At 61.6% G+C, this 24,824-nt stretch carries 19 protein-coding genes and 1 pseudogene; 4 read left to right on the top strand and 16 right to left on the bottom strand.

Annotated features, from left to right (window positions below; translation table 11 throughout):
- The first annotated feature begins 89 nt into the window (after positions 1–89).
- Entirely contained in the window at positions 90–1,019 is a 930-nt protein-coding gene (locus tag BLW48_RS04075; RefSeq protein WP_093172806.1) for a LysR family transcriptional regulator, read from the top strand.
- 63 nt (positions 1,020–1,082) lie between these two features.
- On the opposite strand, the gene BLW48_RS04070 is transcribed toward BLW48_RS04075, so the two are convergent.
- The 4 genes from BLW48_RS04070 to BLW48_RS04055 are packed head-to-tail and all read right to left on the bottom strand — an operon-like array spanning position 1,083 to position 5,397.
- Positions 1,083–2,429 carry a class-II fumarase/aspartase family protein gene (locus tag BLW48_RS04070; RefSeq protein WP_093172804.1) on the bottom strand — a complete coding sequence of 449 codons (1,347 nt, stop codon included), beginning with the start codon at positions 2,427–2,429 and terminating at the stop codon, positions 1,083–1,085.
- Between the two features lie 41 nt (positions 2,430–2,470).
- On the bottom strand, positions 2,471–3,301 hold the full coding sequence (locus BLW48_RS04065; protein ID WP_177142255.1) for an HpcH/HpaI aldolase/citrate lyase family protein: 831 nt from the start codon (positions 3,299–3,301) through the stop codon (positions 2,471–2,473).
- A 10-nt stretch (positions 3,302–3,311) separates the two neighbouring features.
- Entirely contained in the window at positions 3,312–4,502 is a 1,191-nt protein-coding gene (locus BLW48_RS04060) for a CaiB/BaiF CoA transferase family protein (RefSeq protein WP_093172800.1), read from the bottom strand.
- A 31-nt stretch (positions 4,503–4,533) separates the two neighbouring features.
- Entirely contained in the window at positions 4,534–5,397 is an 864-nt protein-coding gene (locus tag BLW48_RS04055; RefSeq protein WP_093172798.1) for an HTD2 family dehydratase, read from the bottom strand.
- Between the two features lie 317 nt (positions 5,398–5,714).
- Here BLW48_RS04055 and BLW48_RS04050 point away from each other — a divergent pair, with 317 nt between their 5' ends.
- The 3 genes and pseudogenes from BLW48_RS04050 to BLW48_RS04040 all read left to right on the top strand — a co-directional run bounded on the left by BLW48_RS04050 (position 5,715) and on the right by BLW48_RS04040 (position 8,065).
- The gene (locus tag BLW48_RS04050; RefSeq protein WP_093172796.1) at positions 5,715–5,891 is read left to right on the top strand and encodes an IS3 family transposase; all 177 of its coding nucleotides are present in this window, start codon (positions 5,715–5,717) and stop codon (positions 5,889–5,891) included.
- 407 nt (positions 5,892–6,298) lie between these two features.
- A pseudogene (locus BLW48_RS36050) lies at positions 6,299–6,808 on the top strand (TniQ family protein); the annotation flags it as partial.
- Between the two features lie 21 nt (positions 6,809–6,829).
- A complete protein-coding gene (locus tag BLW48_RS04040; RefSeq protein WP_256330695.1) occupies positions 6,830–8,065 on the top strand; it encodes a TnsD family Tn7-like transposition protein in 1,236 nt (411 codons plus the stop codon).
- Here the strand turns inward: BLW48_RS04040 and BLW48_RS04035 are convergent.
- The 12 genes from BLW48_RS04035 to BLW48_RS03970 form a co-directional block, all read right to left on the bottom strand.
- Complete coding sequence (locus BLW48_RS04035) at positions 8,062–9,216, bottom strand: AAA family ATPase (RefSeq protein ID WP_177142254.1); 1,155 nt, start codon at positions 9,214–9,216, stop codon at positions 8,062–8,064. The two genes, BLW48_RS04040 and BLW48_RS04035, sit on opposite strands and share 4 nt — an antisense overlap.
- A gap of 133 nt (positions 9,217–9,349) precedes the next feature.
- Complete coding sequence (locus BLW48_RS04030) at positions 9,350–11,638, bottom strand: DDE-type integrase/transposase/recombinase (RefSeq protein ID WP_093172790.1); 2,289 nt, start codon at positions 11,636–11,638, stop codon at positions 9,350–9,352.
- The gene (locus BLW48_RS04025; protein ID WP_093172788.1) at positions 11,626–12,534 is read right to left on the bottom strand and encodes a TnsA endonuclease N-terminal domain-containing protein; all 909 of its coding nucleotides are present in this window, start codon (positions 12,532–12,534) and stop codon (positions 11,626–11,628) included. Before BLW48_RS04025 ends, BLW48_RS04030 begins: the two co-directional genes overlap by 13 nt.
- Before the next feature lie 324 nt (positions 12,535–12,858).
- Entirely contained in the window at positions 12,859–13,068 is a 210-nt protein-coding gene (locus tag BLW48_RS04020) for a DNA-binding protein (protein ID WP_093172786.1), read from the bottom strand.
- Positions 13,069–13,497: 429 nt separating this feature from the next.
- Complete coding sequence (locus tag BLW48_RS04015) at positions 13,498–14,382, bottom strand: TniQ family protein (RefSeq protein ID WP_093172784.1); 885 nt, start codon at positions 14,380–14,382, stop codon at positions 13,498–13,500.
- Positions 14,383–14,897: 515 nt separating this feature from the next.
- Positions 14,898–15,143, bottom strand: coding sequence for a hypothetical protein (locus BLW48_RS04010; protein ID WP_093078682.1), 246 nt, complete (start codon positions 15,141–15,143; stop codon positions 14,898–14,900).
- Positions 15,140–19,591 carry an RHS repeat-associated core domain-containing protein gene (locus BLW48_RS04005; protein WP_093172782.1) on the bottom strand — a complete coding sequence of 1,484 codons (4,452 nt, stop codon included), beginning with the start codon at positions 19,589–19,591 and terminating at the stop codon, positions 15,140–15,142. The genes BLW48_RS04010 and BLW48_RS04005 overlap by 4 nt, the downstream gene beginning before the upstream one ends.
- A 421-nt stretch (positions 19,592–20,012) precedes the next feature.
- On the bottom strand, positions 20,013–20,384 hold the full coding sequence (locus BLW48_RS04000; protein ID WP_093172780.1) for a hypothetical protein: 372 nt from the start codon (positions 20,382–20,384) through the stop codon (positions 20,013–20,015).
- Between the two features lie 729 nt (positions 20,385–21,113).
- The gene (locus BLW48_RS03985; RefSeq protein WP_093172778.1) at positions 21,114–21,665 is read right to left on the bottom strand and encodes a hypothetical protein; all 552 of its coding nucleotides are present in this window, start codon (positions 21,663–21,665) and stop codon (positions 21,114–21,116) included.
- A gap of 770 nt (positions 21,666–22,435) precedes the next feature.
- Complete coding sequence (locus BLW48_RS03980) at positions 22,436–23,038, bottom strand: methyltransferase domain-containing protein (RefSeq protein WP_093172776.1); 603 nt, start codon at positions 23,036–23,038, stop codon at positions 22,436–22,438.
- A 9-nt stretch (positions 23,039–23,047) separates the two neighbouring features.
- Positions 23,048–23,806, bottom strand: a complete 759-nt coding sequence (locus tag BLW48_RS03975; RefSeq protein ID WP_093172774.1) for a PIG-L deacetylase family protein — start codon at positions 23,804–23,806, stop codon at positions 23,048–23,050.
- The gene (locus BLW48_RS03970; RefSeq protein WP_093172772.1) at positions 23,794–24,804 is read right to left on the bottom strand and encodes an acyl-CoA dehydrogenase family protein; all 1,011 of its coding nucleotides are present in this window, start codon (positions 24,802–24,804) and stop codon (positions 23,794–23,796) included. Before BLW48_RS03970 ends, BLW48_RS03975 begins: the two co-directional genes overlap by 13 nt.
- Between the last annotated feature and the right edge of the window lie 20 nt (positions 24,805–24,824).

Here is a 24,824-nt window from a genome sequence, read left to right as displayed (position 1 = left end):
ATGTTCCACCCGCAAGACCTTTCTGTGAATTGCATATTTAGGATGGATTGATGCACACTTTCGATCACTGAAACGTCTTGAGTACGCGCATGTCCATCAACTTCAATCTCAACGATCTGCAGGCATTCAGGGCAGTGGCGGAACTCAGCAGTTTTCGCAAGGCGGCCGACGCACTGCATGTGTCGCAGCCAGCCTTCAGCCGGCGCATCGAGAAGTTGGAGGAGGCTCTGGGCGTACGCCTGCTTGATCGCACGACGCGGCGCGTGAGCCTCACGTCGGTGGGCCGCGAGTTCGATCGCAAGGTGCAGCAACTGCTCGACGACCTCGATCACACCCTGCTGGGCATCCGGGGCGTGGCGGCCACGCGCATGGGTGAGGTGACGATCGCCTGCGTGCCCTCGACCGTCTACTACTTCCTCTCGCAGGTGATCTCGCGCCATCACGAGCGATATCCGAAGGTCCGGGTCAAGATCTTCGACGCCAGCGCCAATGACGTGCTGTCGGCGGTGTCGCGTGGTGAGGCCGACTTCGGGCTGAACTTCGTTGGCGGCCAGGAGCCAGACATCGAGTTCAAGCCGCTGCTGGAAGAGCGTTTCGTTGCAGCTTGCCGGCGCGACCATCCACTCGCGAAAAAGCGTCGTGTGAGTTGGACCGAGCTCGCACAGTACGACTACATCTCGGTCAGCAAGGCATCAGGCAACCGGCTGCTGCTGGATCAGGCTCTGTCCAGCCTGCCGGGGCGCCCGCAAAGCATCTACGAGGCGCAACATGTGACGACGATGCTCGGGCTGGTGGAGGCTGGACTCGGTGTGGCGGCGGTGCCGTCGATTGCCATGCCGGGCGCCGACCATCCCCTGCTCGTCAGCGTGCCGCTCTACGATCCTCTCATCACCCGCAAGATCGGCCTCATCCGGCGCAAGGGTCGCACCCTGTCCCCGGCGGCGCAGCAACTCTACGCGTTCTTCGCCGAAATGAAAGCAACGCGCGGCAAGCCCGCAGGCCGCCGCGCGCCGGGTTAAGGCGGAACGCCGCCAACAGGGCGCGTCGATCCGGTCCGCCCCGGAGGGCGGCAGGGGGCGTATTTAGCGTCGTGCGGCGAGCACGCGATCGACCATGACCCCGGCCTGCCCGAGGTTGTTGGCGGGGTCACACATGGCGTCGAGCTGGGCCCGCGACACGTGCTTGCTGATCTCCGGATGCACAACCAGGATCTCGATCAGCGGCCGATTCTCGGCCAGTGCCTGGCGGCAGAGGTCGTACACGAGATCGTGTGCGTACTCTCGGCCGATGTACGGACCCAGACCCATCATCACAGCCTCGGACATCACCAGCCCGTTGGTGATGTCGATGTTGGCGCGCATGCGGGTGGCATCCACTTCCAAGCCCTTGAGGATGAACTTGGTTTGCTTCAGTGCACCAGACATCAGGCAAAAGATCTCGGGCAGCGACACCCACTCGATCTCCCAGGGGCCCGTGGAGCGCTCATGGTCGGCCACCATCGCATCCATCAGCGCGGCCGCGTGCTGGCGTGCCACCGAGATGTTGGCGTGAATGTAGAGGCAGGAAATGGGATTGCGCTTTTGCGGCATGGTCGACGAGGAGCCTCGTCCCGGGGCAAAGGGCTCGAACACTTCGGCCACTTCAGTCTGCATCATCAGCTTGACGTCCATGGCGATCTTGCCGAGCGAGCCGCCCACCAGGCCCAGGAAGGAGCCGACTTCGGCGACGGTGTCGCGCACCGTGTGCCACGAGATCAGCGGCTGGGCCAGGCCCAATTCCTTCATCAGTCCGGCCTGCGTTTCCATCGCGCCTTTTTCGAGGGACGACAACGTGCCCGATGCGCCGCCGAACTCGCCCATCAGCACGCGCGGCTTGAGCTGTTGGAGGCGTTCGCGATGACGGTCAATCCCGGCCAGGATGCTGGCCATCTTGTAGCCGAAGGTGATGGGCGTGGCCTGCTGCAGGTTCGAGCGGCCGATGACCGGCGTGTCGCGGTACTTCCTTGCCAGCGACGCCAGCGCATCGCCGATCTCGTTCAGGTCCTCTTCGACCAGTGCGAGGCCCTCGCGCATCTGCAGAACGGCGGCCGTGTCGGTGATGTCCTGCGTGGTGGCACCCCAGTGGCAGTACTCTCCAAGCTTGTCCCGGCAGTTGGCGTTGATCTGATTGACAACCGCGATGATGGGATAGCCGATCTGCTCGGTCTTGGCCTTGAGCTTGACCCAATCAATCTGGGACAGATTGCAGTTCCTGACGATCTCGTCTGCTGCTTCCTTCGGGATGAAGCCCAACTCGCCCTGAACCTTCGCTAGGGCCCGTTCGATATCCAGGTATTTCGCGGTGCGGTTTTCGTCCGACCAGACGTCGCGCATGCGCGCGTCGCTGAACATGTCACCGAAGATGCGCGAGTCGATGATGGTGGAGGCCATATGGTGTTGTCTCTTTCTACAGTGGAAGTTGGGAAATGCCTTCAGTCGCGTGCCAGGGCCAGCGTGCGCTGGGCCTGCAGCACCACGGGCCGGTCGACCATTCGGCCGTCGAGCCGCGCCGCGCCGGGCGATTCGGCGTCGGCCCGCAATACACGACGTGCCCAGTCAAGCGCCTGTGCGTCAGGCCGCAGCGCGGCGTGGATCGGCTGTACCTGCCGCGGATGGATGCACAACTTGGCGCCAAAGCCAAGCCGCCGCGCATCGGCAAGATCGGACAGCAGGTGCGCTTCGTTATCGAACTGCGGCGTGACGCCCGCCACAGGAGCGGGCAAGCCGAAGACGCGCGAGGCGATCGCAAGGCGGCTGGCGGCATAGGCCAGACCGGAGGCATCGGTCGAGATGTCGATGTCGAGGTCGAGTGCGAAGTCGAGCGTGCCGAACACCAACCGCTGCGCACCGGCGGCTGCCACACGGTCCACCTGCGCCACACCGCGCGCGCTTTCGATGAGCGCAAGCACGCCGACCCCCGGCAGGGCCGCCTGTGTTGCGGTGATCTGCTCAGCCGACTCGGCCTTGGGCAAGAGCACGCAGGTGACGCCGGCGCCACTCAGTGCCGCGAGGTCGGCGGCAAACCAGCTCGAGCCGGCGTCATTGATACGCACCACGACACGCAACCGATCCGCAAATGCGGCACCCTGTATCCAGGTCGTGACGGTGCCGCGCGCTGCAGCCTTGTCGCTCGCAGCCACGGCGTCTTCAAGGTCGAGCACGACCCTGTCTGCACCGCTGGCCAGCGCCTTGGCGAAGCGTTCCGGCCGCGTGCCGGGCACGAAGAGGTAGGTGCGCGCCGTGGTCAACGAATCAGTGGACATGATGCAGGTCTCAGACGGCTTTGGACGCGTGCAGCCCGGCAATCTCGGCAGAGCTGTAGCCCAGCTCAACCAGGATCGCGTCAGTGTGTTCGCCGAGCGCGGGCACCGGGTCCATGCGTGGACCGGTGTCCCAGGTGCCGGGCGGGAGCATGGCGGGCACCGGCCCCTGCGGCGTTCCGACCTCGGTCCAGCGACCACGCGCCTCGAGCTGCGGATGCGCCCACACCTCCTTCATGGTGTTGACCTGGGCATTGGCGATCTGCGCGACCTCGAGCCGTTCGACGACCTGCGCGCCAGTCAGCGGTTCGAAGGCGTCCACGATGATCTGGCGCAACGCCGCCCGCTCCGCCACCCGCTTGGAGTTGGCGGTGAAACGCGGGTCCTTCGCGAGATCGGGTTGCTGCAACACCTTGTCGCAGAAGCTCAGCCATTCGCGCTCGTTTTGCAGGCCCAGCATCACGGTGGTGCCGTCGCCGGCAGGAAACGGGCCGTAGGGGTAGATGGTCGCATGGCTGGCGCCGGTACGCGGTGGAGGCGCAGCGCCCTCGAAAGCGTAGTAGAGAGGGTAGCTAGTCCATTCGGCGAGGGACTCCAGCATCGAAATGTCGATGCGCTGGCCCCTGCCTGTCTTGCTGCGTTGCAGCAACGCTGCAAGGATGTTGCTGTAGGCGTACATGCCGGCAGCGATGTCGGCGATCGACGGGCCCGCCTTGCAGGGCTCCTCGGGCGTGCCGGTGACCGACACGAAGCCGGCTTCGCTCTGGATCAACAGGTCGTAGGCTTTCTTGTCGCGATACGGTCCAGGCCTGTACGGATCGTCGCCATAGCCCGAAATATCGCAGACGATCAGGCCCGGCTTGGCGCCAGAGAGTTTGTCGTAGCCAAGACCCAGCCGTGCCGCTGCGCCGGGCGCGAGGTTTTGCACGACCACGTCGGCCTTTTCCATGACCAGGCGCCCCAGCACTTTGGCGGCTTCGGGGTGCTTCACATCGAGTGTGAGGCTTTCCTTCGAGCGGTTGGTCCATACGAAGTGCGAGGCCAGGCCGCGCACGCGTTCGTCGTAGCCGCGAGCGAAGTCGCCCGCGCCGGGTCGTTCGACCTTGATGACACGGGCGCCGAGGTCGGCCAGCTGTCGCGTGGCGAAGGGCGCGGCAATTGCGTGCTCCAGCGTGACCACGGTGATGCCCTTGAGTGGCTGCATGTCTTCGTCTCTTTCGCTTGTCTTGGTTGAATCAGCGCAGCTCTGCGGTGGCGTCCATCGTCAGCCAACCTTCATGGTCCGAGGCCCAGAGCCGGATCGTCTTGCCGTCGCCCAAAGGCTGGCCGCTGACGTGGAAGGCATTCAGGTCGAAGGTCGGACGGATGGCCTTGAAGCGGAAGCTCGCGACATCGGCGTCGGGAAGTTGACGCCGCAACAGGTCCATCAGGAGCGTAGCGATGAGTGGACCGTGCACGATCAGTCCAGGGTAGCCTTCGACCTGTGTCACGTACTGGCGGTCGTAATGAATGCGGTGGCCATTGAAGGTGAGCGCCGAATAGCGGAACAGCAACACGTCGTCCGGCACGATCTCGCGGCGCCAGTCAGCCTCGGTCGATGCGGCCTGTGGAGGCGGCGCCACATCTTCAGGGGCCCTGGCTTCGCGGTAGACGATGTCGTGGAACTCGATCAGCGCGGGTTCCGCGGCTTCGTTGCAGCGCACCTCGTGACGCACCTTCACAAACACCAGCTTGCCGGTGCGGCCTTCCTTGGTCGTGACGTCGTCGATGGTCGAGGTTCGCGCCACCCGGTCGCCCACGCGAATTGGGGAATGGAACTCGAATCGGCTGCCGGCCCACATGCGTCGCGGCAGCGGAACTGGCGGGAGAAATCCACCACGTTTGGCGTGGCCATCGGCGCCGATCTCGCTCTGCCTGTGCGTCGGCAGAAAATAAAGCCAGTGCCACAGTGGCGGCAGTGCGACGCCCGCCACCACCGGCACGACCGGATGGTCCAGTGTTGCCGTCAATGCCGCCACTGGCGTGGGGTTCACGACGTCTTCGATCTTCTCGCTACGCCCGATCCAGGATTGCAACTCGCCCCGCTGTCCGTCCACCATGATCTCCTTCGTTGACTGCACCGAACGGCAACAGCTCTGAGAACGGAGTGTGCGACGTGAGCAATATCAACGGAAGTGCAATATTTGGACGTATTGATGCAAATGGTGCAATAAAATCCGCGCGATGACCAGGCCCTCGATTGCGCCGAGTCGGTTCGACGCCTCAAGACCTCCAGGATTTCTGCCCAGGGATCTGGACTGGCGTACTGGTCGTTCAGACGGTGCCGGGCGTATTGACATGAAGGGCCCAGCGATGCCAGATTTTTTTATTTCGAACATTCGGCTGGAGTGTTGGATTCGGGCGATCTCTGAGCTTCATGAAGACGCTCAAGGTCGAGGACATCTACATCGGCGGCTATGACACCTTCGCCGATGTCGCGGCCCGACTGCCGAGGTTCATTGAAAAGGTTTACAACGCCAAACGCCTGCACTCGGTGCTTGACTATCGGTCACCCAACGAGTTCGAAGATCAACTGGTCCAGCAAGCGGCTTAGATCTGACTTCCGGTGGTCCAGCCGCAGGGGTTCACTCCGATCAACACCCTGCGATCTACGAGGTACTGGTGCGGGAGAGCTACGCCGCGGAACTCAAAGGCAAGACGCTGAAGCTCAACGCCAACATCCCGCGAGTCGCGAAGCGCTTGGAGGCGGGCCTCGCTGATCTTGGAATTCCGTTCCATAAAACCCGCCCGGCGCGGACATTTCTTAAGAAGATGGTTTCAGTCCCCCTGCGTTGAGGCCACGCCTTCTCGCCCGTCTGCTTCTCCGATCAAACACGCAGTACTGATAACAACTTTTAGGTATCGACTAAGTTAAAGCAGAAAATCTGTGCCCTCTCGAACTTTTCTGTGGATCGACTTTGCGCTGGCTGAACAGAGCAGACTGATGCAAATGAGTTCTATATGAGTGGCCGCCTGCTTGATCGTCCGGAGCAAATGTTCTCGGGCCTAGAGGAGCCGTTGCTCGAGTGGTTACCTGGGGAGAGTTTCTTCAGCCTATCCAGTCGGCTCCATCGTTACTGGGGATATCGTCTGGCAAGCGATACCGCGCGTGTTCTATTTGGGGCGACGCGCATCGGCAGCGGCCACGATCTACCATCTGGGCTAGACCACTTCGAAGAGCGAACCCTAGGACGGCTCGGATCGGCCGACAGCATTGCAAGAGATCGCACCCTGCTTGCGTACTACAGGGCATTCATAGGCCCATCCGAAACGGATGCGGCGGTCGAACGAATGACATCTCGGAATGTTGCGCACCTTAAACTGCGATTGGGAATTCTGACGAGCCGGTTCCGTGCGAATCATCCCTTGAAGGCCTGCCAGAGGTGCATGCAGGGGGACCGAGAGCGAACCGGTTGGGCGTACTGGCATCTCGAGCACCAGTACCCGGGAGTTTGGATTTGCCCGAGCCATGAAGAGCCGCTCAGGGAGTCTTTGCTCAAAGCCACCGGCGTCGAGCGCTTTCATTGGCACCTTCCGGATGCAGCCCAGTTCAGGCACGTCACGCCGCCACTTTGGACGGACGCGACGATCGATCGATTGATGCAGTTCACGAATACTTCGCTTGCGCTGGTTCGGGGTACGACGGATGGCTATCTCTCTTCAGATCGCCTCCATCTTCTCTATCGCCATGAAATCGCGCGTCGAGGTTGGATCTCGCCCGGTGGATCCCTTCGACTTAAGGATTTGGCCCCCGATTTTGTGAGCTTCATCAAACCGGCGCGCGAATGCGCGGAACTTCGTGCTTTCGCTGCAACGGCTTCGGCGGCTAAGACGCAGCTTTCGGCGTTGCTTCGCACCCCGATAGAGGGAACGCACCCTCTGCGGCATGTCGCGATCATTGTTTGGTTGTATGGTGACGGCGACCGGTTCCTTGATGCCTACCGTCAATTGAATGACGCCGCCTTGCTGGAAGACAACCTCGAAGAGGCGCACCCCGGGTCGCAGCCTCACGCAGCAAGCCAAGAAAACGCGAGGCAAGCAGCCAGGCTGAAACTGGCCGAACTCGTCCAGCGTCAGGGCTTGTCGATGCGAGCAGCGGCCACGCAACTCGGCGTTCAGACGGAAACGGCAATGGCTTGGGCGAGCGAGATGGGCTTGCACGTCAAGCGCCGCCCCAAGCGATTGAAAGACGACATCCGCGTGTCGGCGATTGCAAAGCTCCTCGCTGGCGAAGATAAGCAAAGCGTCGCTCGAGCTGCGAACGTCTCCGAGGTCGCGATTACCAAGCTATTGAGAACCGAAACCGGTCTTCGTCTCGCCTGGCATGCCGCGCGCCGGAAGCAGGCATCTGGCAAAGCCCAGGCCGCCTGGCTGCGTTGTATCCAGGAGCACCCTGGAATCGGGATCAAACTGGCCCGGGCAATGGAACCGGCTGCGTATGCCTACCTGTATCGCAACGAGAGATCATGGTTGGATGCAAACCTGCCTGTGTCAGCGGCCAGGACGCCAGGAAACAACAGTTCCATCCGTTGGGATCAGCGCGATATTGAGTTGTCCCAAGCGGTCCAACTCGCCGCGCTGCAACTGTTCGAGAGGAAAGCGGACCGTCGGTCGCTGAAGCTCCCAGAGCTTCTTCAGGAACTACCCGATCTGAAAGCGAAGCTGCGCGCACTCGATCGCCTGCCGCTGACGCGGCGCGCGATCGAGCGCGCATTGCTGGGAAGCTAAGTCGCCTGAGGCTTGGGTGGCTCGCCAGTGCTTATCCGAGTCCAAAAGCCCGACCAGAACATGGTGTCGTCCGGCAAAAGGTCCTCGTACCGGCGCATGAGTGCCGGATCACGACTCCGAAGCGCTTGGATGGCGGGCGTGATCGGGGTCAAGTAGAGGCTGGCCGCGACCTTCAGGTCATCGATTTGAAGGTCATCGACCTGGAGGTCGGACGAGGCATGCCGGGCAAACGCGACCCGATGGGCTGCAATCCAGAGCGCGATGATGAACCGAGGAACTCCTGCGGTGAGTTCGATGATGGTAATAGCCAAGTCATCAGACTCGACCAGTTTGTCTCGCACATACTGGTAACGCAGCAGCGGCTTCAAGAATGTGCCGCGAAAACGCTTATCGTTCGGATCGTCGAAGACGTGCAGCTCGTGCCACCCGCCCACGACGAAACGACCGGCGGTACTCAAGCGCGTCTGCAGCGCCGCCATGCCATCTGGCGACCCCGAGAGCACCAGGACGAAATCCGACGTGTTGGAGAGCGTCAGGATCCGCTTGAGGGCGGTGTCGTCGGCGATGCGCAGCTTCGGCCTGTCGCCATCACTCTTTTTCGATCGCTTCTTGAGCGTCTCGAACTTGAAAAGGTTCTGAACCTCATCGAGATGAAGAATACCGAGGAATCGAGACTCGGCGAACTGCAGCCACTCGTCGAACAGCGCGGACGCATCGGGTCTGGTGCGGCCGAGTACTTCTGTGAATCGCTCGGTGCCCATTGCCCTGTCCGACGAGAGCATCAGCGTGCGTGCGAGATCAACGAGCTTGCCAGATGCGGGGATATTGATCGACAGGTGGGCCAGCTGCGCGAATGGGCCGTTGATATTTGGAAAGCTCTCGTGTGTGACGATTTGGGAGGGATAAATCGAGCGTGCAGCAAAGATGAGTTGACTCTTTCCAGCCCCTGGCACGCCAACGACACCGATCAGCTTTGCCGGATGCCCTCCATCCAATCGCGGCCTTTCCTTTCCGATAACAGCCCACGTGCGGGCGTCGCCGGGGTTGCGTCGGCCGTAGCTGGCCCGCAGAGCCAGATCGACGGTTGTGAAGAATTCAACATCATGGGAGGAGGGAAAATGCGCCTCGTTCAATCGCATGAGAAAGTGCATGCGGACATTCCGAGGGATTTCTGCGATTGCGGCAGGGATTTTGGGTAGGCGATTCAGGTGAGCTTGAAGAATTTGCTCCGCTGACAGGTAGGGCCCCAAGGCAGCGTTCAGGCAATTGTTAGGATAGGGATCCTCATACGGCATGCTGGTCCTCCGACATGTTCATTAGGTCGAGGAGCTTGGCCGCCATGTCGTTCTGGGTGTCGAACAGTCCGTGCACGGCGTCGTTTTTGCTGAATCCATTGCGAGCGGCTGGAACAACGAGCGCCGGCGTGCTGCTGTGTTCCATGGCCCTGGCCTCGGTCGAGCTCGGAACAGGACCACTGTGCGCTGCAAGTGCCTCCCGAGTGCGTTCCTTGGCTGCATCAAGGAGCGCCTGCATCTGGCGCTCCATGTCCAGATTTGCCATCGTGATGTCGTGCTGGCGATCATGATTGGGGAGGGTGTGATACACGAAAGCGTCGCGGACCTCATCCCACGAATTTTCTGGCGTTGCGCGTGTGTAGTCGGAGAGATGCATTTCCATCATCCCGTGCTCCAGGGGGTTGGGGGCCCAGACACGGGAAACGCTCCCGGTGTAGTGGTGCGCATTCATCCCCCACGCGCCGAAGTTCCGGGCAAGACCCGTCCACTGCAGTTCCGTTGCGATGGAAGAAACGTACTCCAGGCCGCCGAATTTGATGCCGTGGCGAGTGACGTTCGCGTTGCCGGAGGGCAGCAGTTTCGTGATCAGATCGGACTCATTCATTGCACGCGTGGTGCCGATACCCACACTGTGGCCAAAATGCCAAAGCCCACCAGGCGAAGGCCGTACGCCCGCTGCGATCATCTCAACGTCGAGACGGGAGGCGCGATTGGCAGTCAGGTTGTAGTTGGCAAAGCAGATGCTCAGGTAGTTCACGTATTCGGGAAGCGTGTACACGGCTTTCCTCATGTCGAAATTGCGGAGCTCAAGTTCCGCGCGTCGCCTGTCGATCGCGCCTGGGATAAAGAGGAACTGCTGGTCTTTCTGAATGCGGTGAAGCACCTCGACGAGACCTTTCAGATCCGGGCGGTAGGGCGGCGCGTACTGCATGCTGAGCTTCAAGCCGAACGCCGTCTCCGATGCACCCTTCGAGAGGTACTCTCCACGGTCGCAAAGAAGATATACAGGCAATGTTGGATAGGGCGCCAAAGACTGGATGGCTTCGAAGCCGCGTATCGAGTTCATCAGGTCGGGTTGTGCAAGGCAACTGAAGAGGCCCTGTTTGGCCATTGCCCAACTCGGCCCCTCAAGGCATACCAAAAATCCCACAATAGCGGTTGACCATATATCGACAAAGATATAAACGATCGGGCGTCCAATGATCCATGCGCGGTTGACGGTAGAGCGCAGGTACATGTCCGCGATGGTCGAGTCCACTGCCCACGTATGTCCTGGCCCAGCAACTCCCTGCCAGCTTTTGCCCGTCATGCTTCGCATGCTGCGCTGATAGTGCCCCTTTGTCGTGAGTTCGAGGGCGCGCAGCAACAGCGGCTTTGTCTCCTCGAGAACTCGCCTGATCTGTTTGGCCGTGGGGTAGGTTCCCTTCTCGGGATTGACCGGCGTATACGTGCCGTCGATCTCCTTTAATTTCGTGACGAAACGCTTTTCAAGGATGATCCGGCAGCGCCGCGGCATAGCCGGTTTGGGGCAGGGAATCTCATCGTCAGCCGCCAGGATCATGTTTGCCCATTGGGTGCTCATGCCTGGTTGTTCCGGCTTCATGTCGGTCCCAGTGATGAGTTTCTCGATCCGTTGCGAGTTGGTCTTGCGCCCCGCCTTTTCTCGCCCCTTCTTTTCGGCAGTATCGGGATCCACACGGCGAACCTTCCCAGGCGCGCCGCAGCGGTCCTTGCGACTCACGAGGCTGAGGTCGACGAAACCAAGCCGGCAAAGAAGAGAGAAGTACTTATAGATTGCGGGCTCTGAGAGCCCTGACTTTTCGCATGCAGCGCGCACCAGCGAGGAAATTCCGCGAGAGGCAAGAATCTCGGTCTTGAAATTGTCGAAATCGAGGAAGGGCTCCATCGCACTGCACCGCGTAGCGAAGATCTTGTGATCCTCAGTTCCGGCGATAGGTAGATCGATCCGATCGGATTCAATGTGCACGGTTCTCGCGAGATCAGCATCGAGTAATTGAGAGACTCTCTCGAACGACTCCCACTTGAGTTTCCCCACCAACGGCATTGGAGGTTTCTTGCGCGGCTTCTTGGTTTGCTCCGCCTTGCGACGCCCGCCGCGTGAAGGTTTCTCTTCCTCGTTGGGCGCGTCCAGGCGTGCGAGCGCAATCTCATCAAGCAGTTTGTCGGCGAAGACAACGCGATAAATTCCACCGATCCCGCTTGCGTCGTCGATCTTGATGGTGGCGTTGAACGCCAAGCCGAAACTCAAATCTTCCATGCTGACCTCCTGGAGATCAGTGGATTGAGCGCGTCGAAATCCGCTTGATTGAGAAGACGCACGGGTGCGGAGGGGCGCCAACTGCGGCGCAGGTCAAGCAGGAGTTGACCTTTCCACACGGATTGCCAGAACGCGTGCTGAGCGGTTTCCAGGTTCACCTGGAGACGCGCGCATATCTCCTGCAGTATGTGTGTCAAGGATGCGCCAGCTGCTGCCTTTGCGACAGCCGAGGCCTTGCTCAAGACTAAGGCTGGAAGGGGCTCTGATATGAAACCCCAACCGGAACTGCATCTCAGGCAGTTCGCAACAGTGTTGTCGTATTCTTGGGGGGTAATCAGAAGCCACTCGACGCCACGCCGGCGCCAGTACTCTCGCTCGATCGCAAGCAGTTGTTGCTTTCGAGGTTTCAGTGCATCAAATCTCCCGTACTTGAAAGAGACGGCCAACAGATACTTGACGCCACTGGGGGATATCAACGTGAGCAGGTTGTCAGTGGTGAATTCCCAGTCACGGACTTCGCCGTCGCCCGAGACTGTCGGATGCCTGAAGCCGAGCTCCGCCGCAATTTTTAACGTGCCATCGAAGAGACCGCCTGGCGCCGCGACGTCATAGCTTTGCAGTTCATGCGGAGCAGCGCTGAGTGACAACTTGAATTGCTCGCGACTGTCGAAGACATTCGGCATCAGAATGATGAAAAGTTCGCCCTTCCATTCACCGTCGCTGAGCAGTTCGCGAAATCGATCGCGCCAGTAGAGAAGATGCGATCGCCCCTCGCTGGAGGGGTCGCCGCGGGAAACGCGATGCCAGGGTATGAAATCTTCAAGGGTGCCAGTGCTTCGGCCTTGAGACATGTAGCGGGCAAGCACTTTGGGTGTGAATCTCTTGGTCGTCCTCATGACAGACCTCGAGGAAAAGAAGGATGCGCGTTTTTCATGGCCACTCTTTCAGAGCGAGCTTCATCCCTCAGCGAACTCGTCGCCGAGTGAATGAAATTGAACAAACAAAGCAACCCTGCCTCGCGGAGACGAGGCTAAAATTCAGGCGGTAACTACTGAACTCGGTTGGGTTGCTCCAACGATTCACCCGAAGATGCGACGAGGCATCTTTCGGGGCGCAGACAAGCAGACGCCGCTGTGCTACCAGCTGCGTCTGCTTTTTTCATGGCGTGTCGAGTGTTCGGCTATGTCATATAGGAGGCGGTCTTTCTGAAAGCAGTGAGATCAGTCGCGCTTGAGTCCGAGCGCGACCGCGATCGCATGTGACTGTCCTCGCAGGCACTTGCGCTCACCTCGGAGGACTGCGTACACCAAGGCGCGGCTGAAGCCGTGTGCATCTGCCCAGTCCGCAGCCGTGGTGCCTGTGCTGCGAAATTTTTTCCAGGCTTGAGTCGCACTTTCGTGACCGTCTGATCGCGCTTTATCCAATTTCATAGAGTGGATTGCTGCGGTGACGGTGCATGGTCGAGGCGCATGGATGCATGGCCTGATTGTGCCATGGATGCAAAAAATACTGTTTAAAATCAATAAGTTAGCATCGTATTCGACTACTGGCACAAACGAATTCGAGAGCAAGCATGAGTTGATGGGCTTCGAGATGGAAGAAGTGCATGTCCCGCTACACGCGCACGGGGCGCGTAGTCCCTGCCGTGTTCGACGGCGTTTGCTTGCTGCTTCAAAACGCCTTCACAAGAAAGGTGAGCGCCGTGGGACAAAGCGTGCGGCCCCTAGCCACCAGACAGCGCGGTCAGTCGTGCCACTTGCTGCCAAGGCTGCGCAGATCATCTTGGAGGGAGCGGGCATCAAACTGCGTGACGGCCCCGGGGACGGTGCGCCGAGCCAGTTGGCGCCGCTGCTGAGACGTCAGTCAGTAATATCCAGCGCGGTCAGAGCTGCAATACCTTCGGTTGGGGTGGGCCAAAGAACCGCAGCGACAACGCAGACGAACACTCGACGTGCGCGGTTGATCCCAAATGTATTGGACAGGGCGGTCAACCCGTAACGCGGCGACGTGACGGTTTTGTTCCACGAAGCGATCAAACTTTCAAGCCAAGCGTCAGGATACTTTGACATCACAAAGTGTGGTAGATCCGAACGGACACCAAATTTACTTAGCCTGCTTCTGAACAGTGGCACAAGGTCGTGGCGATTCAGATTGCCTTCCCAGCGTGCCATAAAAAAGGCAATCGCCTCATAGCAGTGAATTACGTCATGTCGCATCCACTCCAACCAACCTGGCTGCACAAACGATTCGAGCTGTATCTCTCCAGGCGAGAACCAGAACTCCTGGTGATCCCAGTTGTCGACAGCTCTCAAAGACGCACCTTCGTGAGTCGGGCATTCATAGATACCGGGAAGTTGATGGTCAGCGTGCCAGTAGCTGCGGCCAAATCTATCGATGTCGTTCTCCACGCAGCAGGGACATAGGAATGCCTGTTGACGAGGTAAGTGCATTACAGGCGATGAAGCGATTGTCGAGTCGTCAACACTCTCCCCGCGTTGATGCTTGCTCAGCGCCAAATCATTAAAAAAGTGAAGAAGTGTGTGCTCTTTGAGGAGATCACGAAGCGGGACACCTCCGAGCAATGAGAGATCACCTATTGAACAGTTTCCGACATACCACTTGCGGAGCGACCAAGGGACATGCAAGTCTCGGTAGCGTGGCGGCCTCGGGTGATTGAACCGAAAGAGGGCTTTGATGTAAGCAGGAGCAAATTCATTCGGAAGGATCTTGAGGACAGCAAGCATCGAGGACGGGACTGGAAAAAAATGTCAACGGGTCTTTAAAGCAGGATATTCTTCCAGTGCGTCAAGGGCGTCGTTTACGACCCGGGAAGCCGACCGGGAAGCGGGCCGATGCTATTTACGACATTAAGATCCCTGAAGCTGTTTTCGTTTCGTTGCCAGAACGCATGGATGCTCATGCGCGGTTTCCGACTTTATTAGCTCCGATCAACTGGTTGATCTGGCTCAATAAAGTCGTAAACGGGGCAATAGAGTCGTAAACACTCCTGGGTGTTGATTTCCATCTCGAAGCGCCCCAGTTTTCCGTGAGGCGTTGAGCCGCATGCAGCATTCAGCCTGCCTGATGAACAATGCTCAGGAAGGACATTGCAACGGGTCAACGCTCGATGGAAATGTGGGTCGAGCGAGGGCGGAAATCCACAGCCATTCCGATAAATCCCAGAACAAGACCGAACACGGCACTTCGTCGGCCAAAGAAAGGCAACCGACTCGCCTCGTAACAGCATCGACGCCTCCGGCTACTGATCGCCGTCGCCTTTCGATTCGCGCGAACGCCTGGGGATGAAGAAGGAGGAAACGACCATGGCCAAGCCAACAAGCACGACCAAGTACTTCCCTCCCCAAGGGTCGATGAGACGTGTCAGCCAGTAGAAGAAATAAGGAAGCGGTGACTTCATCCCACCGCTATGCGTTGGCAAACCTTCTGGCATGCCCATCGCGATGGCGATCAGTGCGCAACCAGTGAAGAACAAGATTCCTTTCATCGCCGGAGCAATCTGGTACCGGAGCGCCAGTTGTCTTTCACGTCCTTCGCGTTGCTATAGGGATCGATGCTCGGATCGTACGGAAGCTGAAACGCGGGATCTCTGCCCGCCGATATACAGCGACACCCCGCAGGCGCATCGGCGGTGGAGCGTGCAGGAGGCAGAAAGTCCGTCGAACTCTTGATGTCATTGGGCCTGCAGACCGATCCGCTCGAGCAATCCCACTGGACACATGGCAAATCCAAGGGAGCCCCTGGGTATGCAGGGTTGGGGGTCTGGGTCATGTTTGCCCCAGCCTCATACGCAGCACTGCGTGGAAGATTGCTCTGCGGTGTCTGGATGGACCCGGGGCCATGCCGTTCCCACTGGCGTCGGTTGTAGGCGTTGCCTCCCGGCGTCGCCTGCCGCAGGTTCCTCAGGCCTTCCGGATCCGTGAAGCCCAGCGGATTCGCATCGACATAGCCGAACCGATTCCACCCACCATCCAGCCCGATCGGGTCCGGCTGGCTGTAGCGCCCCAACCTCGCGTCGTAGCTGCGAAAGTAGTTGTAGAACAGTCCCGACTCCTCGTCCGCGTACTGCCCCGGATACCGCAGGTTGAACTTCACTTCGGAGATGCTGGTCGTGCCTGGATTCGGTGTCACCTCCAGATTGGCGAACCGGTTCTTCGCCAGCGTCGGCTTGTCCTCTCCGAACGCGCTGTAGCCCCATTGCCAGACTGCCTGTCCGCTCGCGTCGGTGAGCTTCCGGGGCGTGTTCAGGTGATCGCTGTGCACCGCATACGTGGTGCCATTGACCACGGCGACGATCGGCATCGGCCCATTGGCCGTCGGCAGGTAGATGTACTGCGCCTCGCCCGAACTGTTCGTGCCGCCGCTGCCCACCTCCGCAATCAGGCTGCCCTGTTCGTCGTAGACATAGGCGTAGCCGAGCTGCTCGGCTTGTGTCGTGGTCGGGCTCCACAGCTTGGTGAAGAACGCCATGAGACTGTTCCAGAAGCCGGGGTCGTTCTCATCGCCCTGGCTGGGCGGATACAGCGGTTCGGTCTTGAACACGCGCTGGCCCAAGGCGTTGTGCGCGTAGCGCGTGGTCGGGCTGACATCGTTGGCGCCCGTGGTGGCCGTGGCCAGGCGGCCTTCCGCGTCGTAGCCATAGCTTCTGAGGCCATCGCTCGTCAGGTCGCCATTGGCGTTGTAGCCATAGGCGACGCTGGTGCTGCTGGTGCCGTTGATGGTCTGGCTGAAGCCCGCGAGCCGGTTGCTGCCCGGCTCCAGGGTGTAGCCGCGGCTGGTGGTCTGGCCTGCCAGAACCCGGGTACTCGCCATCCGGTTGCCGTTGGCGTCATAACTGAAGCTGGCGCTGTCGCCAGGACCAGTGAAGCTGACGATGCGGCCCGTCGCGCTGTAACCGACTATCCAGGTGTTGTCGGCCACTGCAATGGTGCTGTGAGCCGGATCGCTGTCGGCAGGGCCCCACAGGTTCTGCGTAAGGCTGCCGATGCGCCCGGCCGCGTCGTAGGTGTAGCTGCTGAACTCGGTTTGGGTGAGACGCGCGGCGCTGTCGTAGCTGCGGTTGGCCGCGAACTTCGGGCTGGTGCTGGTGAAGGCCCAGTTCCATCCCGTGGGCTGGCCCAGGGCATTCCAGGTGACGGCGTCGATCAGCGGGGCACCGTTCCAGCCGAGTTGCACGAGGCGGCCGGTCGTGTCGTAGAAGTGGCTGAGCACGCCACCGCCCGGATACGTGACGCTGGCGAGTTGGCCGGTGGCGGTGTTGTAGGTATAGGCAACTTGCTGAACGCTGCCCGTAGTTGCGCCTGTCGCCAGGGTTTGCTTCTTGAGAGTGACGCGCCCGTGGATGTCTCGCGTGTACTCCGTGATGCCGGAGCGGTCGATGATCTCGCTGAGGTAGCCCTTGCTGTTGGTGCTCAGGTCGTAGCGCAAGGTCGTGGTCTTGCCGTCGGCGAAGACGAGGCTGGTCGGACGTCCCAGCTCATCGCGGGTGATGCTCGTGGCCTGGCCGAGCGCATCGATGATCTGGCTGGGCAGGCCGAGGGCGTCGTACTGGCTGCTGCGAGGGCCACTGTCGGCGCTGGCTTCTGCGGTGGCGTTGCCCAGCGCGTCGCGGCTGTAGCTGGTGGCGATGGCGTTGAAGTCGCTGGCCTGGGTGATGGCATCGAGCTCGTTGTAGCCGAGGCCGGCACTGGCGTTGGCCGCGTCAGTGATGGTCTTGACGCGGGCCAGCGCGTCGAGGCTCCAGCTCATGGTCTGGTTCAGCCCATTGGTCTGGGCGATGCGATCACCACTCGCGTCGTAGCTGAAGCTCTCGTTCTGATTGGTCCCTTGCGTCTGGGTGGCGACGCGGTTGAGCTTGTTGATCGTGCGCGCAGTCGTCCACGCGATCGAGCCGGAACTGTTGAGTGTCTGCTCCGTCAGGCGGTTGCCGGCCGCATCGAGGGTGTAGGTGCCGCTCTCGCCACGGTTGTTGCTCCAGCCGGTCAGGCGTTGCGCAGCGTCATAGGTGTAGCTGGTGACCAGCCCGGTCGGCAGCGAGGTGGTCGCAATCGTGCCGGTGGGGTGATAGGTCAGGGTCGTGGTCTGCCCAGGTCCCGTACCCACGGTGCGCGTGAGCAGCCGGTCGTACGCATCCCACGTGAAAGTGGTGACCAGGCCGTTCGGGTCCGTCTGACTCGTGAGGCGATTGGCCGTGTCGTAGGTGTAGGCGGTGATGTGGCCCAGCGCGTTGGTCGCGCTCTGCACATTCCCACGGGTGTCGTACGCGTAGGTGGTGACAGCACCATTGGCTTCGGTGTGCGTATGGACCAGACCTTCGGTCGTGTAGGTCCGCTGGCTTGTGCGAGCGGTGCCGAATGTGCCGCCGGTGTCGGTGATTGTCTCGGTGAGCAGCTTGCCGCTCGTGTCGTAGGTGTACGCAGCCTCCTGGCCGGTCCGCGCGATGAGCGTGGGCACCGGCAGCGTGGTGTCCCAGGTCGTGGCAATGGCTCTTTGCTCGGGTGCGCCGAGCGCTTCCGTGCGCGAAGCCTCCAGGCCTCGGGTGTTGTAGGTGAAGCTGGTGACGCTGCCGGTCGCGTTGGTCTGGCTCGACAGCAGGCCTCGGGCGTCGTAGGTGAACGACGAGTTGCTGGCCGGGCAGCCCGGTGCCGGCTCGCCCTGGATCTGGGAGATGCGCTTGACGCCATTGACGACGACGTAGTGATAGGTCGTGGCCCGGCCCACCGGATCGGTCACGGTCGTCGTGCCGTTGGCGTTGTAGGCCACTTGCGTGAGCCCGGCATTGCCTGCGTGCGTGGTGCTCGTTGCGCGACCCAGCGAGTCGTAGGCGTAGGTGGCGAAGCGCACACCGAGCTCGTCGGTCACACCCGTCAGGAAACGCGGGTTGGAGGTGTTCTCGTAGTGGTAGGTGCGGCTCGTCACGGCTGAGCCGGCGGTCTTCGTGACGGAGGTGAGTCGGTTGGCGGTGTCGTAGTTGTAGGCGACGCTGAAGTTGGGCGTGGTCAGCGTACGCGGCTGGAAGTGGGCGTCTTCCGTGTAGCCGATGCTGTTGCCGAATCCGTCCGTCACGGTCACGGCGCCGTCGGTGCCGTAAGAGAGGCTGTGATACCAGCCATCGGGATGGGTCTGCTTCGTCAGGCGGCCGGTGGTGTTGAACTCGTACCGGGTGTTGTCCACGTCGACATAAAGCCAGCCGGAACCCGTTTGCGTGAGCGTGCCGAGCTCGTCCGCATCGGGCGTGATGGTCGAGCCGCTGCGTGCGAACGGCGATTCCCGTCCGTTCGCATGGAGCAGCACCGCCTCGGTCGCACTGATCCTCAGGCGCATGGCGTACGAGTAGCGCCAGTAGCCGTCGGCGCTGTTGAAGATGCGTGCGAACCGGAGTGGATATTGCGTGGACGCGCTGCGGAAGTCTTCTTCCTCCTGCACCTTGTTGCCCATCGCGAAGTTGATGGGGTTGCCGGTGCACGACTGCGGTCCGTTGCGCTCGGTGCCGTCGCCCTTGTTCTTGCGCGGAATGACGTCGGAGGTGTCGTAGTAGACCGTCATGTAGTCCGACGCACTGCATCCACCGACGCTGCCGGAGACTGCCAGGTAGTTCGGGCCGGAACGCAGCGTGACGGGCACGCCGCGTCCTTCCAGGAACGACACGACGGCGGTGAAGGAACCGGAGTAGCTGAAGAAGGGCGAACCGTTGAGTGTGGCGGTCACGGTGCCGGCGTCACCGGTGGTGGCATCGCCGCCGCCGGTCCCAAACACCGTGATGTTGGGCGAGGTGACCTTCGCGCCCTTGCTGGGCGATGTGAAGTTCAGTGAGCAGGCCGCCTGGGCCCATCCGGAAATGCCCAGCAGCGTGAGCACTGCAGCGCCTTGCAGGGCGAGTCGCTTGAGCTGGCGATGGCTGGAGCTACCGTGCGCGGCAGTCGCGTCGAAATGCATGCGTGACCCTCGTTAATTCTTTTGAATTCGGATGCATTGCGCTGTGTGGCAATGATCGGAACGAGCGTAACGACATGTTCAATGAAGCAATCAAATGTCCATTTCTGGCTTCTGTGATTGCTCCTCGAAAGGATTACTTTGGCCTCCTTGAGATCTCATCGGAGGTATCGAGGTCGCACCTCACGGGACGGCAGGTATCGTTTCGCGGAACTCCCGCACAGACTTCACGTTGGCTCTGATGGGGGCGCGCACACTGCCTCTCGACAGCGGTTCGGCGCTGGTAGAGGCCAGGGAGAAAAAAGCCGCTCAGGGACCCGCCTCGATGCCGACCGCTGTCGCTCTTCATGCTTAGTCAGCTTGCAGGCATGTATTGCTTGAGCGACAGCGGCTCAAAAACTATGCACACCGATGACCCCGAAGATCAGTCACGATCTTCGTAGTAGCGGCGGTGCTGCTCGCGCTCCCATTGCCGGCGGCGCCATTCACGACGCTCCGCGCGACGCTCTTCCCATCGCTCTGCACGACGTTCCTCCCAATGAGAGCGAGGTTCGTAGTAGACGGGTGCCGGAACGGAGTACACCGGCTGTGCAGGCTGATAGTAGGTCGGGGCTGGACGTGAATAAGCAGGCTCGGGCGCGTAGTAGACCGGTGCGGGCTCGCTCACGACCACGCCGGGTACGCTGACGCCAATGGACCAACTCGTGCCCGCATTGGCCGATGCGGCGATAAACAAGGTACCGGCGGCAACGAAACCCGCAGCAGCTAGCTTGAAAACGGTTCGCGAAAACGTCATTTCATCTCCTGGAGAGCGAGAAATCGCCCTGATGCGTATCCAACGCCCTGTCGTGCGACGCCGCGCACATCTCTACGGTGAAGAACGTTCCCAAATGTCACGTTGTAAGCCGGAGCTGGCGCGTCAGCGAGCTTCCGGATGCTCTCTTTGATGTGCCCGTGCTCTGGGTCCCACGGCCACACGCATCAGCAATGCGACTATCGAGTCCGGTCTTGCCGCGTCGTGCGCAACCCGCGCGGCTACGTGAACTGGAGTGGCAGGGTTGAGAACAAGGCGTTCGATCCTGGTTTGGTCATCGATGTGCCAGACTTCGCCGCTCCCGCTCGTGTCAGGCCTGAGTGACCATGGCACGGTCGCCGAGGTTGCTGCAGCGCGGCTGGAACGCGAAGAGAGGCCCGCGCTTGATGAGAACTTGCGCACAGACATCGACAACCAAGCCAAGGCGGGAAAAAGGGAACTAGAGGAATCCCAAGTGAACGAACGCCAGCACCAGGGAGGCCCCAACGGCACTCCCGAGGCACGCCGACGTCACGATGTGCGCCCCGATCTCGATTCGCACAGTTTGCACCGCCGATCGCAGTCGCGGGACACGGCCAAGTGCGCGCTCGCATTGCCTCATGTTTTGGGCGAGGCTCGCGATGTCGTTCTCGACCAAGTCATTCGTGGTCGACCAGAGACGATTGGGCTTGCAGGCTTCCACAGTGAAGCATCCTTCAGCGTTCCCCAGATTCAGCTCTTCCCAAACTTTGTCTTGGCGGCGGCCGCGCAACTTGCCTTGGCATCACCCGACATACTGTCGCACTTCTCGGTAGCGACCTTGTAGTCTGCATCGCGCTTTGCCTGGCTGGCGTCGACCTTGGCCTCACCGATTTCCTTGCCCATCTTGGCGTTGGCCAGCGCCTTGGTCTTGAGAGCCTTGGCCTCCTGGACGCACACGTCCTTGGCATTGCCCGACTGGTCATCGCACTTTTCCTTGGCGACTGCATAGCCCGCCTCCGCCTTCGCAACCAGCACCTTGTTCCGGTCGCTGGACTTGGCGGTATAGCCGTACTTCAGTTCGGCGCGCGCAGCTTTCTCCTTGGCCTTGGCTTCTTCGATGCAGATGTCCTTGGCGTTGTCAGCCAAGGGGACGCACGCCGCCTTGTCGGCCTTGACGTCCGCGCTGATGCGGGTCTTGCCGGCCTGATACTCGGCCTTGGTCATCGTCGCTGCCTGTGCCATTGGCAGTACCAGCATGAAGACAACAAGAATCGAAGTCTTGATATTGAAGAGCGTGTTCATATGAACCTTTCTTTGCCCTCAAAATTAGAGGTCGCAATGCATTCACTGCGCGCTTGCTGAAGCGCCCGGCAAAGTGTGCAAGACCTTTTGCGCTCCATATTTGTAGACGGTCGAGTGCGTCTTGTCTGTGCGATACCGAACATGCGCGCCCGCTGCGACTCGGCCCTCCGCCTTGGTCAACGCGCGCTTCGGCATAGAACGCATGGCACGCCCCAGTCTTCGTCGGCGACGGCCTCGAGGCAATGCAGGGCAGTGAACGCGGGCGGGTGTTTGGACCAGACCCTGAACGGTGACGCATAGGCGCGGTATCGAACAGACTTCGACCGCGGCCACTGCTACTGTGGCGTCATGTCGATAGGCCCGCGCCATGTCACTTTCCTTGTTTGCTGCCGAAACGTTGGTCTTTGACTATCTGAACGGACGCGTCCTGCCAAGCACGCTGCACCGCGCTGTCGTGCTTGCAGTCGAGACAAGGCTGATGAACGGGTTGATGCCGGTACTGGACGCGACCCTATGCACCGAGATGGAAGACCATGCCACTGCACTGCCCCCCTGGTCTTCTGAATCCGTCCTGAGAGCCACACAGGAACGCCTGAGAATTCTCCGCTCGCTATCGGAGACATGAGGGCGGACCGCTTTCGCGGCAAGCCCGTAGTCTTCATGCAGCAGGCGAGTTACCGCGCAGCGCCGGATTCGTCGTCAACTGCAGGATGGCCTTGAGCGTCGCGCCGACGCGCGCCTCCCGTTGTGAGCGGGAACGACGATGCCGATTACCGGATGCCCTCACGCTCAGCCACCGAGCGGCCATCGCGTGTCCAGACCTGGAGCACGAAGTCGTCTTCCTCATGGAACGCCAGGCGTGCCAGGCCGAGCGAGGCCAGCGCGCCGTGTACTTCCTGCGTGGGAAGCCTGCGCTGTGCGAAATCGGGCCGCCAGTCGCAGGCCACGAGGGTGCCGTCGGCCTCCAGAGTGTCTTGGCAGCAGGCGGCCAGCAGGTGCATGTCGTTGCGGTCGAGGAAGTAGCCCACTTCGCTCAGCACGATGAGGTCGAAGCGGCCGGCTTCGCGGGGCCAGTCGGCGGGCAGCACATGGTGCGCGACATGCACGTTGGCGAGCCCGCCGGTGCTCTTGCGCGCAATGTCCACGGCATGCGCCGAGAAGTCACTTGCCAGCAGATGGTCGCAGCGTTGTGAAAGGGCGAGCGTGAGTTCGCCGATGCCGCAGCCGGGCTCGTAGCCGCTTCGGTAGCGCTCCTGCGGCAAGGCGGCCAGCAGCAGCGCCCGCTTGCGAGCCTCGTACCAGCGGTGGCGCAGCGCGTAGGGGTCTTCGCTGGCCGCGTAGAGCGATTCGAAATAGGGCCGCTGGTCATTCATTGCCGCTGCTCAAAGGAAGAGCACCTCGAAGGGGCGCGCCGCGCGCTGGACGGTGGTGGCGCGAAGCACCGGGCCCGAGCCAGTGGACGCATCGCGCCGCAACTGGCTGGTGAACGCTTTGACTGCCATGCGCTTGCGCCGTACGGCCTCTTCGCTCAGCGGGAGCCTGAAGGCGCGTTGCCAGGGCATGCGCCTATCGCCGGGACGGGACCAGTGCCAGCCCCAGACGGGCACTTCCACCAGCCTGGCGCCCGTGCTCGCGGCCGCCAGCGCGCAGGCCTCGCCAGTCGCTTCGTGGTCGGGATGGCCGTCCTGGCGCCATGTGGTGAACACCACGTCACCGGGCCGGAGAAGAGACACGAGCTCGGCCGCGAGCAAGGCGCGCAGCCCCTTCAGGCCGCCGTCGGGCAGGCCTAGCCGTGCGGGCTCGATGGCCAGGCCCAGGCAGTGCAGTGCCTTTCGGCTCTCCCGTGGCCGGGTACGCGCGAGCCGTTCGACGGGCCATTCGGTCGAGCCGCGGTGACTGGCAGTGCCGTCGGTGACGGCGATCACTTCAACGGGCCTGCCGCAGTCGGCCAGCAGCGCGAGCAGGCCGCCGACCGAGAGCACCTCGTCGTCGGGGTGGGGCGCGACGACCACGGCGCGTGCGCTTTGCGGAACCAGCTCTTGCGGCGCGATCGCGGGCAGACGTGCAAGGCCGGGCCAGCGGCACCACTCGATCTCGGTGGTGCCCTCGCCCCGGATGGCGCGGCGTGCTACAGCGTCCATGACGAAGGCTCCTCTTTCTCGTTCGCGGCGAGCTGGCCGAGCGCCGCAAGATCGCGCTCGGCGTGGCTCTGGCGAAGGAACACGGGCAGATCCGCCATCGCGTGGGCGAAGTGCGGGTCGCGGCACAGCGGGCCGGCGCCGACCGCGCGGCCTGCGTGGTGCATGACGACGTTGGTGGCCTGCTCGACAGTGAGGCGTGCGCGCAAGGCGATGCGCTGTGCGTTGTCTTCGGGGTGCCGGTCGATCCAGGCCGCGGCTTCTCGCAGTTGCGCCGCGGCGGCGTTCAAGGCCACTTCGATGGCGCCAATGTGCGCGAGGCGATGGGCGTCCGGCACCGGTCCCGCGCGCTGATGAACCGCGCGCGCAATGCCGAACGCGCCCCCGAACCAACATGCCGCGATGCCGGCGCCACCCTGCCAGAAGCCGGCGCGGTTGACGTAGTCGCCGGGCCGCCCGATCTGCGCGGCCACTGCGCGGTCGAACCGCACATCGACACTGGCGCTCGCTGCCATGCCGACGGCATGCCAGCCATTGCCGGTCACCCGAACACCGGGCTGATCCATGGCCACAGCCGCAAGGCACGGTTCGCCGGCCGCATTCCAGCAGCTCACGACGGCGTGAGTCACGCTCGCGGCGCCCGAGCACCAGGCCTTGGTGCCCGTCAGGCGGATGCGATGGCCTTCTGTCGCGTCGAGCACCACGCGCGCGTCGGGCGGCTCCGCGCACCAGGTGCCCCAGCGCGCACCCGCGGGTGCGGCCGACGCGGCGCCGAGTTCGGCAAGGATGGCGAGAGCATCGGCGTGCCCTTCGAACAGCTTCACCAACGAAAGGTCATGGGCTGCCACATCGGCCAGCACACGCCAGCGCGCCAGGGTCCGGCCGGCACCCGGTCTTGGCAGCACGTCGATGCCCGCGTCGACCAGATGCTTCAGCGCGAGGTCGCGCCCGTGGCGAAGCTGCAGTTGCCGCAAGGCATCGGCGAGCGCGGGTTCGGACATGTGAAGTAGCGGCTATCGCA

It is taken from the genome of Variovorax sp. YR266 (assembly GCF_900107295.1).
Lineage (GTDB): Bacteria > Pseudomonadota > Gammaproteobacteria > Burkholderiales > Burkholderiaceae_C > Variovorax.
The sequence above is the reverse complement of the archived record's forward strand: the minus strand, read 5'-3'. Positions and strand labels throughout refer to the sequence as shown.

Bases quoted from the DNA above. Each gene is read 5' to 3' on its own strand.
- BLW48_RS04075 (WP_093172806.1), top strand. From the start codon at position 90: ATGTCCATCAACTTCAATCTCAACGATCTGCAGGCATTCAGGGCAGTG.
- BLW48_RS04070 (WP_093172804.1), bottom strand. From the start codon at position 2,429: ATGGCCTCCACCATCATCGACTCGCGCATCTTCGGTGACATGTTCAGC.
- BLW48_RS04065 (WP_177142255.1), bottom strand. From the start codon at position 3,301: ATGTCCACTGATTCGTTGACCACGGCGCGCACCTACCTCTTCGTGCCC.
- BLW48_RS04060 (WP_093172800.1), bottom strand. From the start codon at position 4,502: ATGCAGCCACTCAAGGGCATCACCGTGGTCACGCTGGAGCACGCAATT.
- BLW48_RS04055 (WP_093172798.1), bottom strand. From the start codon at position 5,397: ATGGTGGACGGACAGCGGGGCGAGTTGCAATCCTGGATCGGGCGTAGC.
- BLW48_RS04050 (WP_093172796.1), top strand. From the start codon at position 5,715: ATGAAGACGCTCAAGGTCGAGGACATCTACATCGGCGGCTATGACACC.
- BLW48_RS04035 (WP_177142254.1), bottom strand. From the start codon at position 9,216: ATGCACTTTCTCATGCGATTGAACGAGGCGCATTTTCCCTCCTCCCAT.
- BLW48_RS04030 (WP_093172790.1), bottom strand. From the start codon at position 11,638: ATGGAAGATTTGAGTTTCGGCTTGGCGTTCAACGCCACCATCAAGATC.
- BLW48_RS04025 (WP_093172788.1), bottom strand. From the start codon at position 12,534: ATGAGGACGACCAAGAGATTCACACCCAAAGTGCTTGCCCGCTACATG.
- BLW48_RS04020 (WP_093172786.1), bottom strand. From the start codon at position 13,068: ATGAAATTGGATAAAGCGCGATCAGACGGTCACGAAAGTGCGACTCAA.
- BLW48_RS04015 (WP_093172784.1), bottom strand. From the start codon at position 14,382: ATGCTTGCTGTCCTCAAGATCCTTCCGAATGAATTTGCTCCTGCTTAC.
- BLW48_RS04010 (WP_093078682.1), bottom strand. From the start codon at position 15,143: ATGAAAGGAATCTTGTTCTTCACTGGTTGCGCACTGATCGCCATCGCG.
- BLW48_RS04005 (WP_093172782.1), bottom strand. From the start codon at position 19,591: ATGCATTTCGACGCGACTGCCGCGCACGGTAGCTCCAGCCATCGCCAG.
- BLW48_RS04000 (WP_093172780.1), bottom strand. From the start codon at position 20,384: ATGACGTTTTCGCGAACCGTTTTCAAGCTAGCTGCTGCGGGTTTCGTT.
- BLW48_RS03985 (WP_093172778.1), bottom strand. From the start codon at position 21,665: ATGAACACGCTCTTCAATATCAAGACTTCGATTCTTGTTGTCTTCATG.
- BLW48_RS03980 (WP_093172776.1), bottom strand. From the start codon at position 23,038: ATGAATGACCAGCGGCCCTATTTCGAATCGCTCTACGCGGCCAGCGAA.
- BLW48_RS03975 (WP_093172774.1), bottom strand. From the start codon at position 23,806: ATGGACGCTGTAGCACGCCGCGCCATCCGGGGCGAGGGCACCACCGAG.
- BLW48_RS03970 (WP_093172772.1), bottom strand. From the start codon at position 24,804: ATGTCCGAACCCGCGCTCGCCGATGCCTTGCGGCAACTGCAGCTTCGC.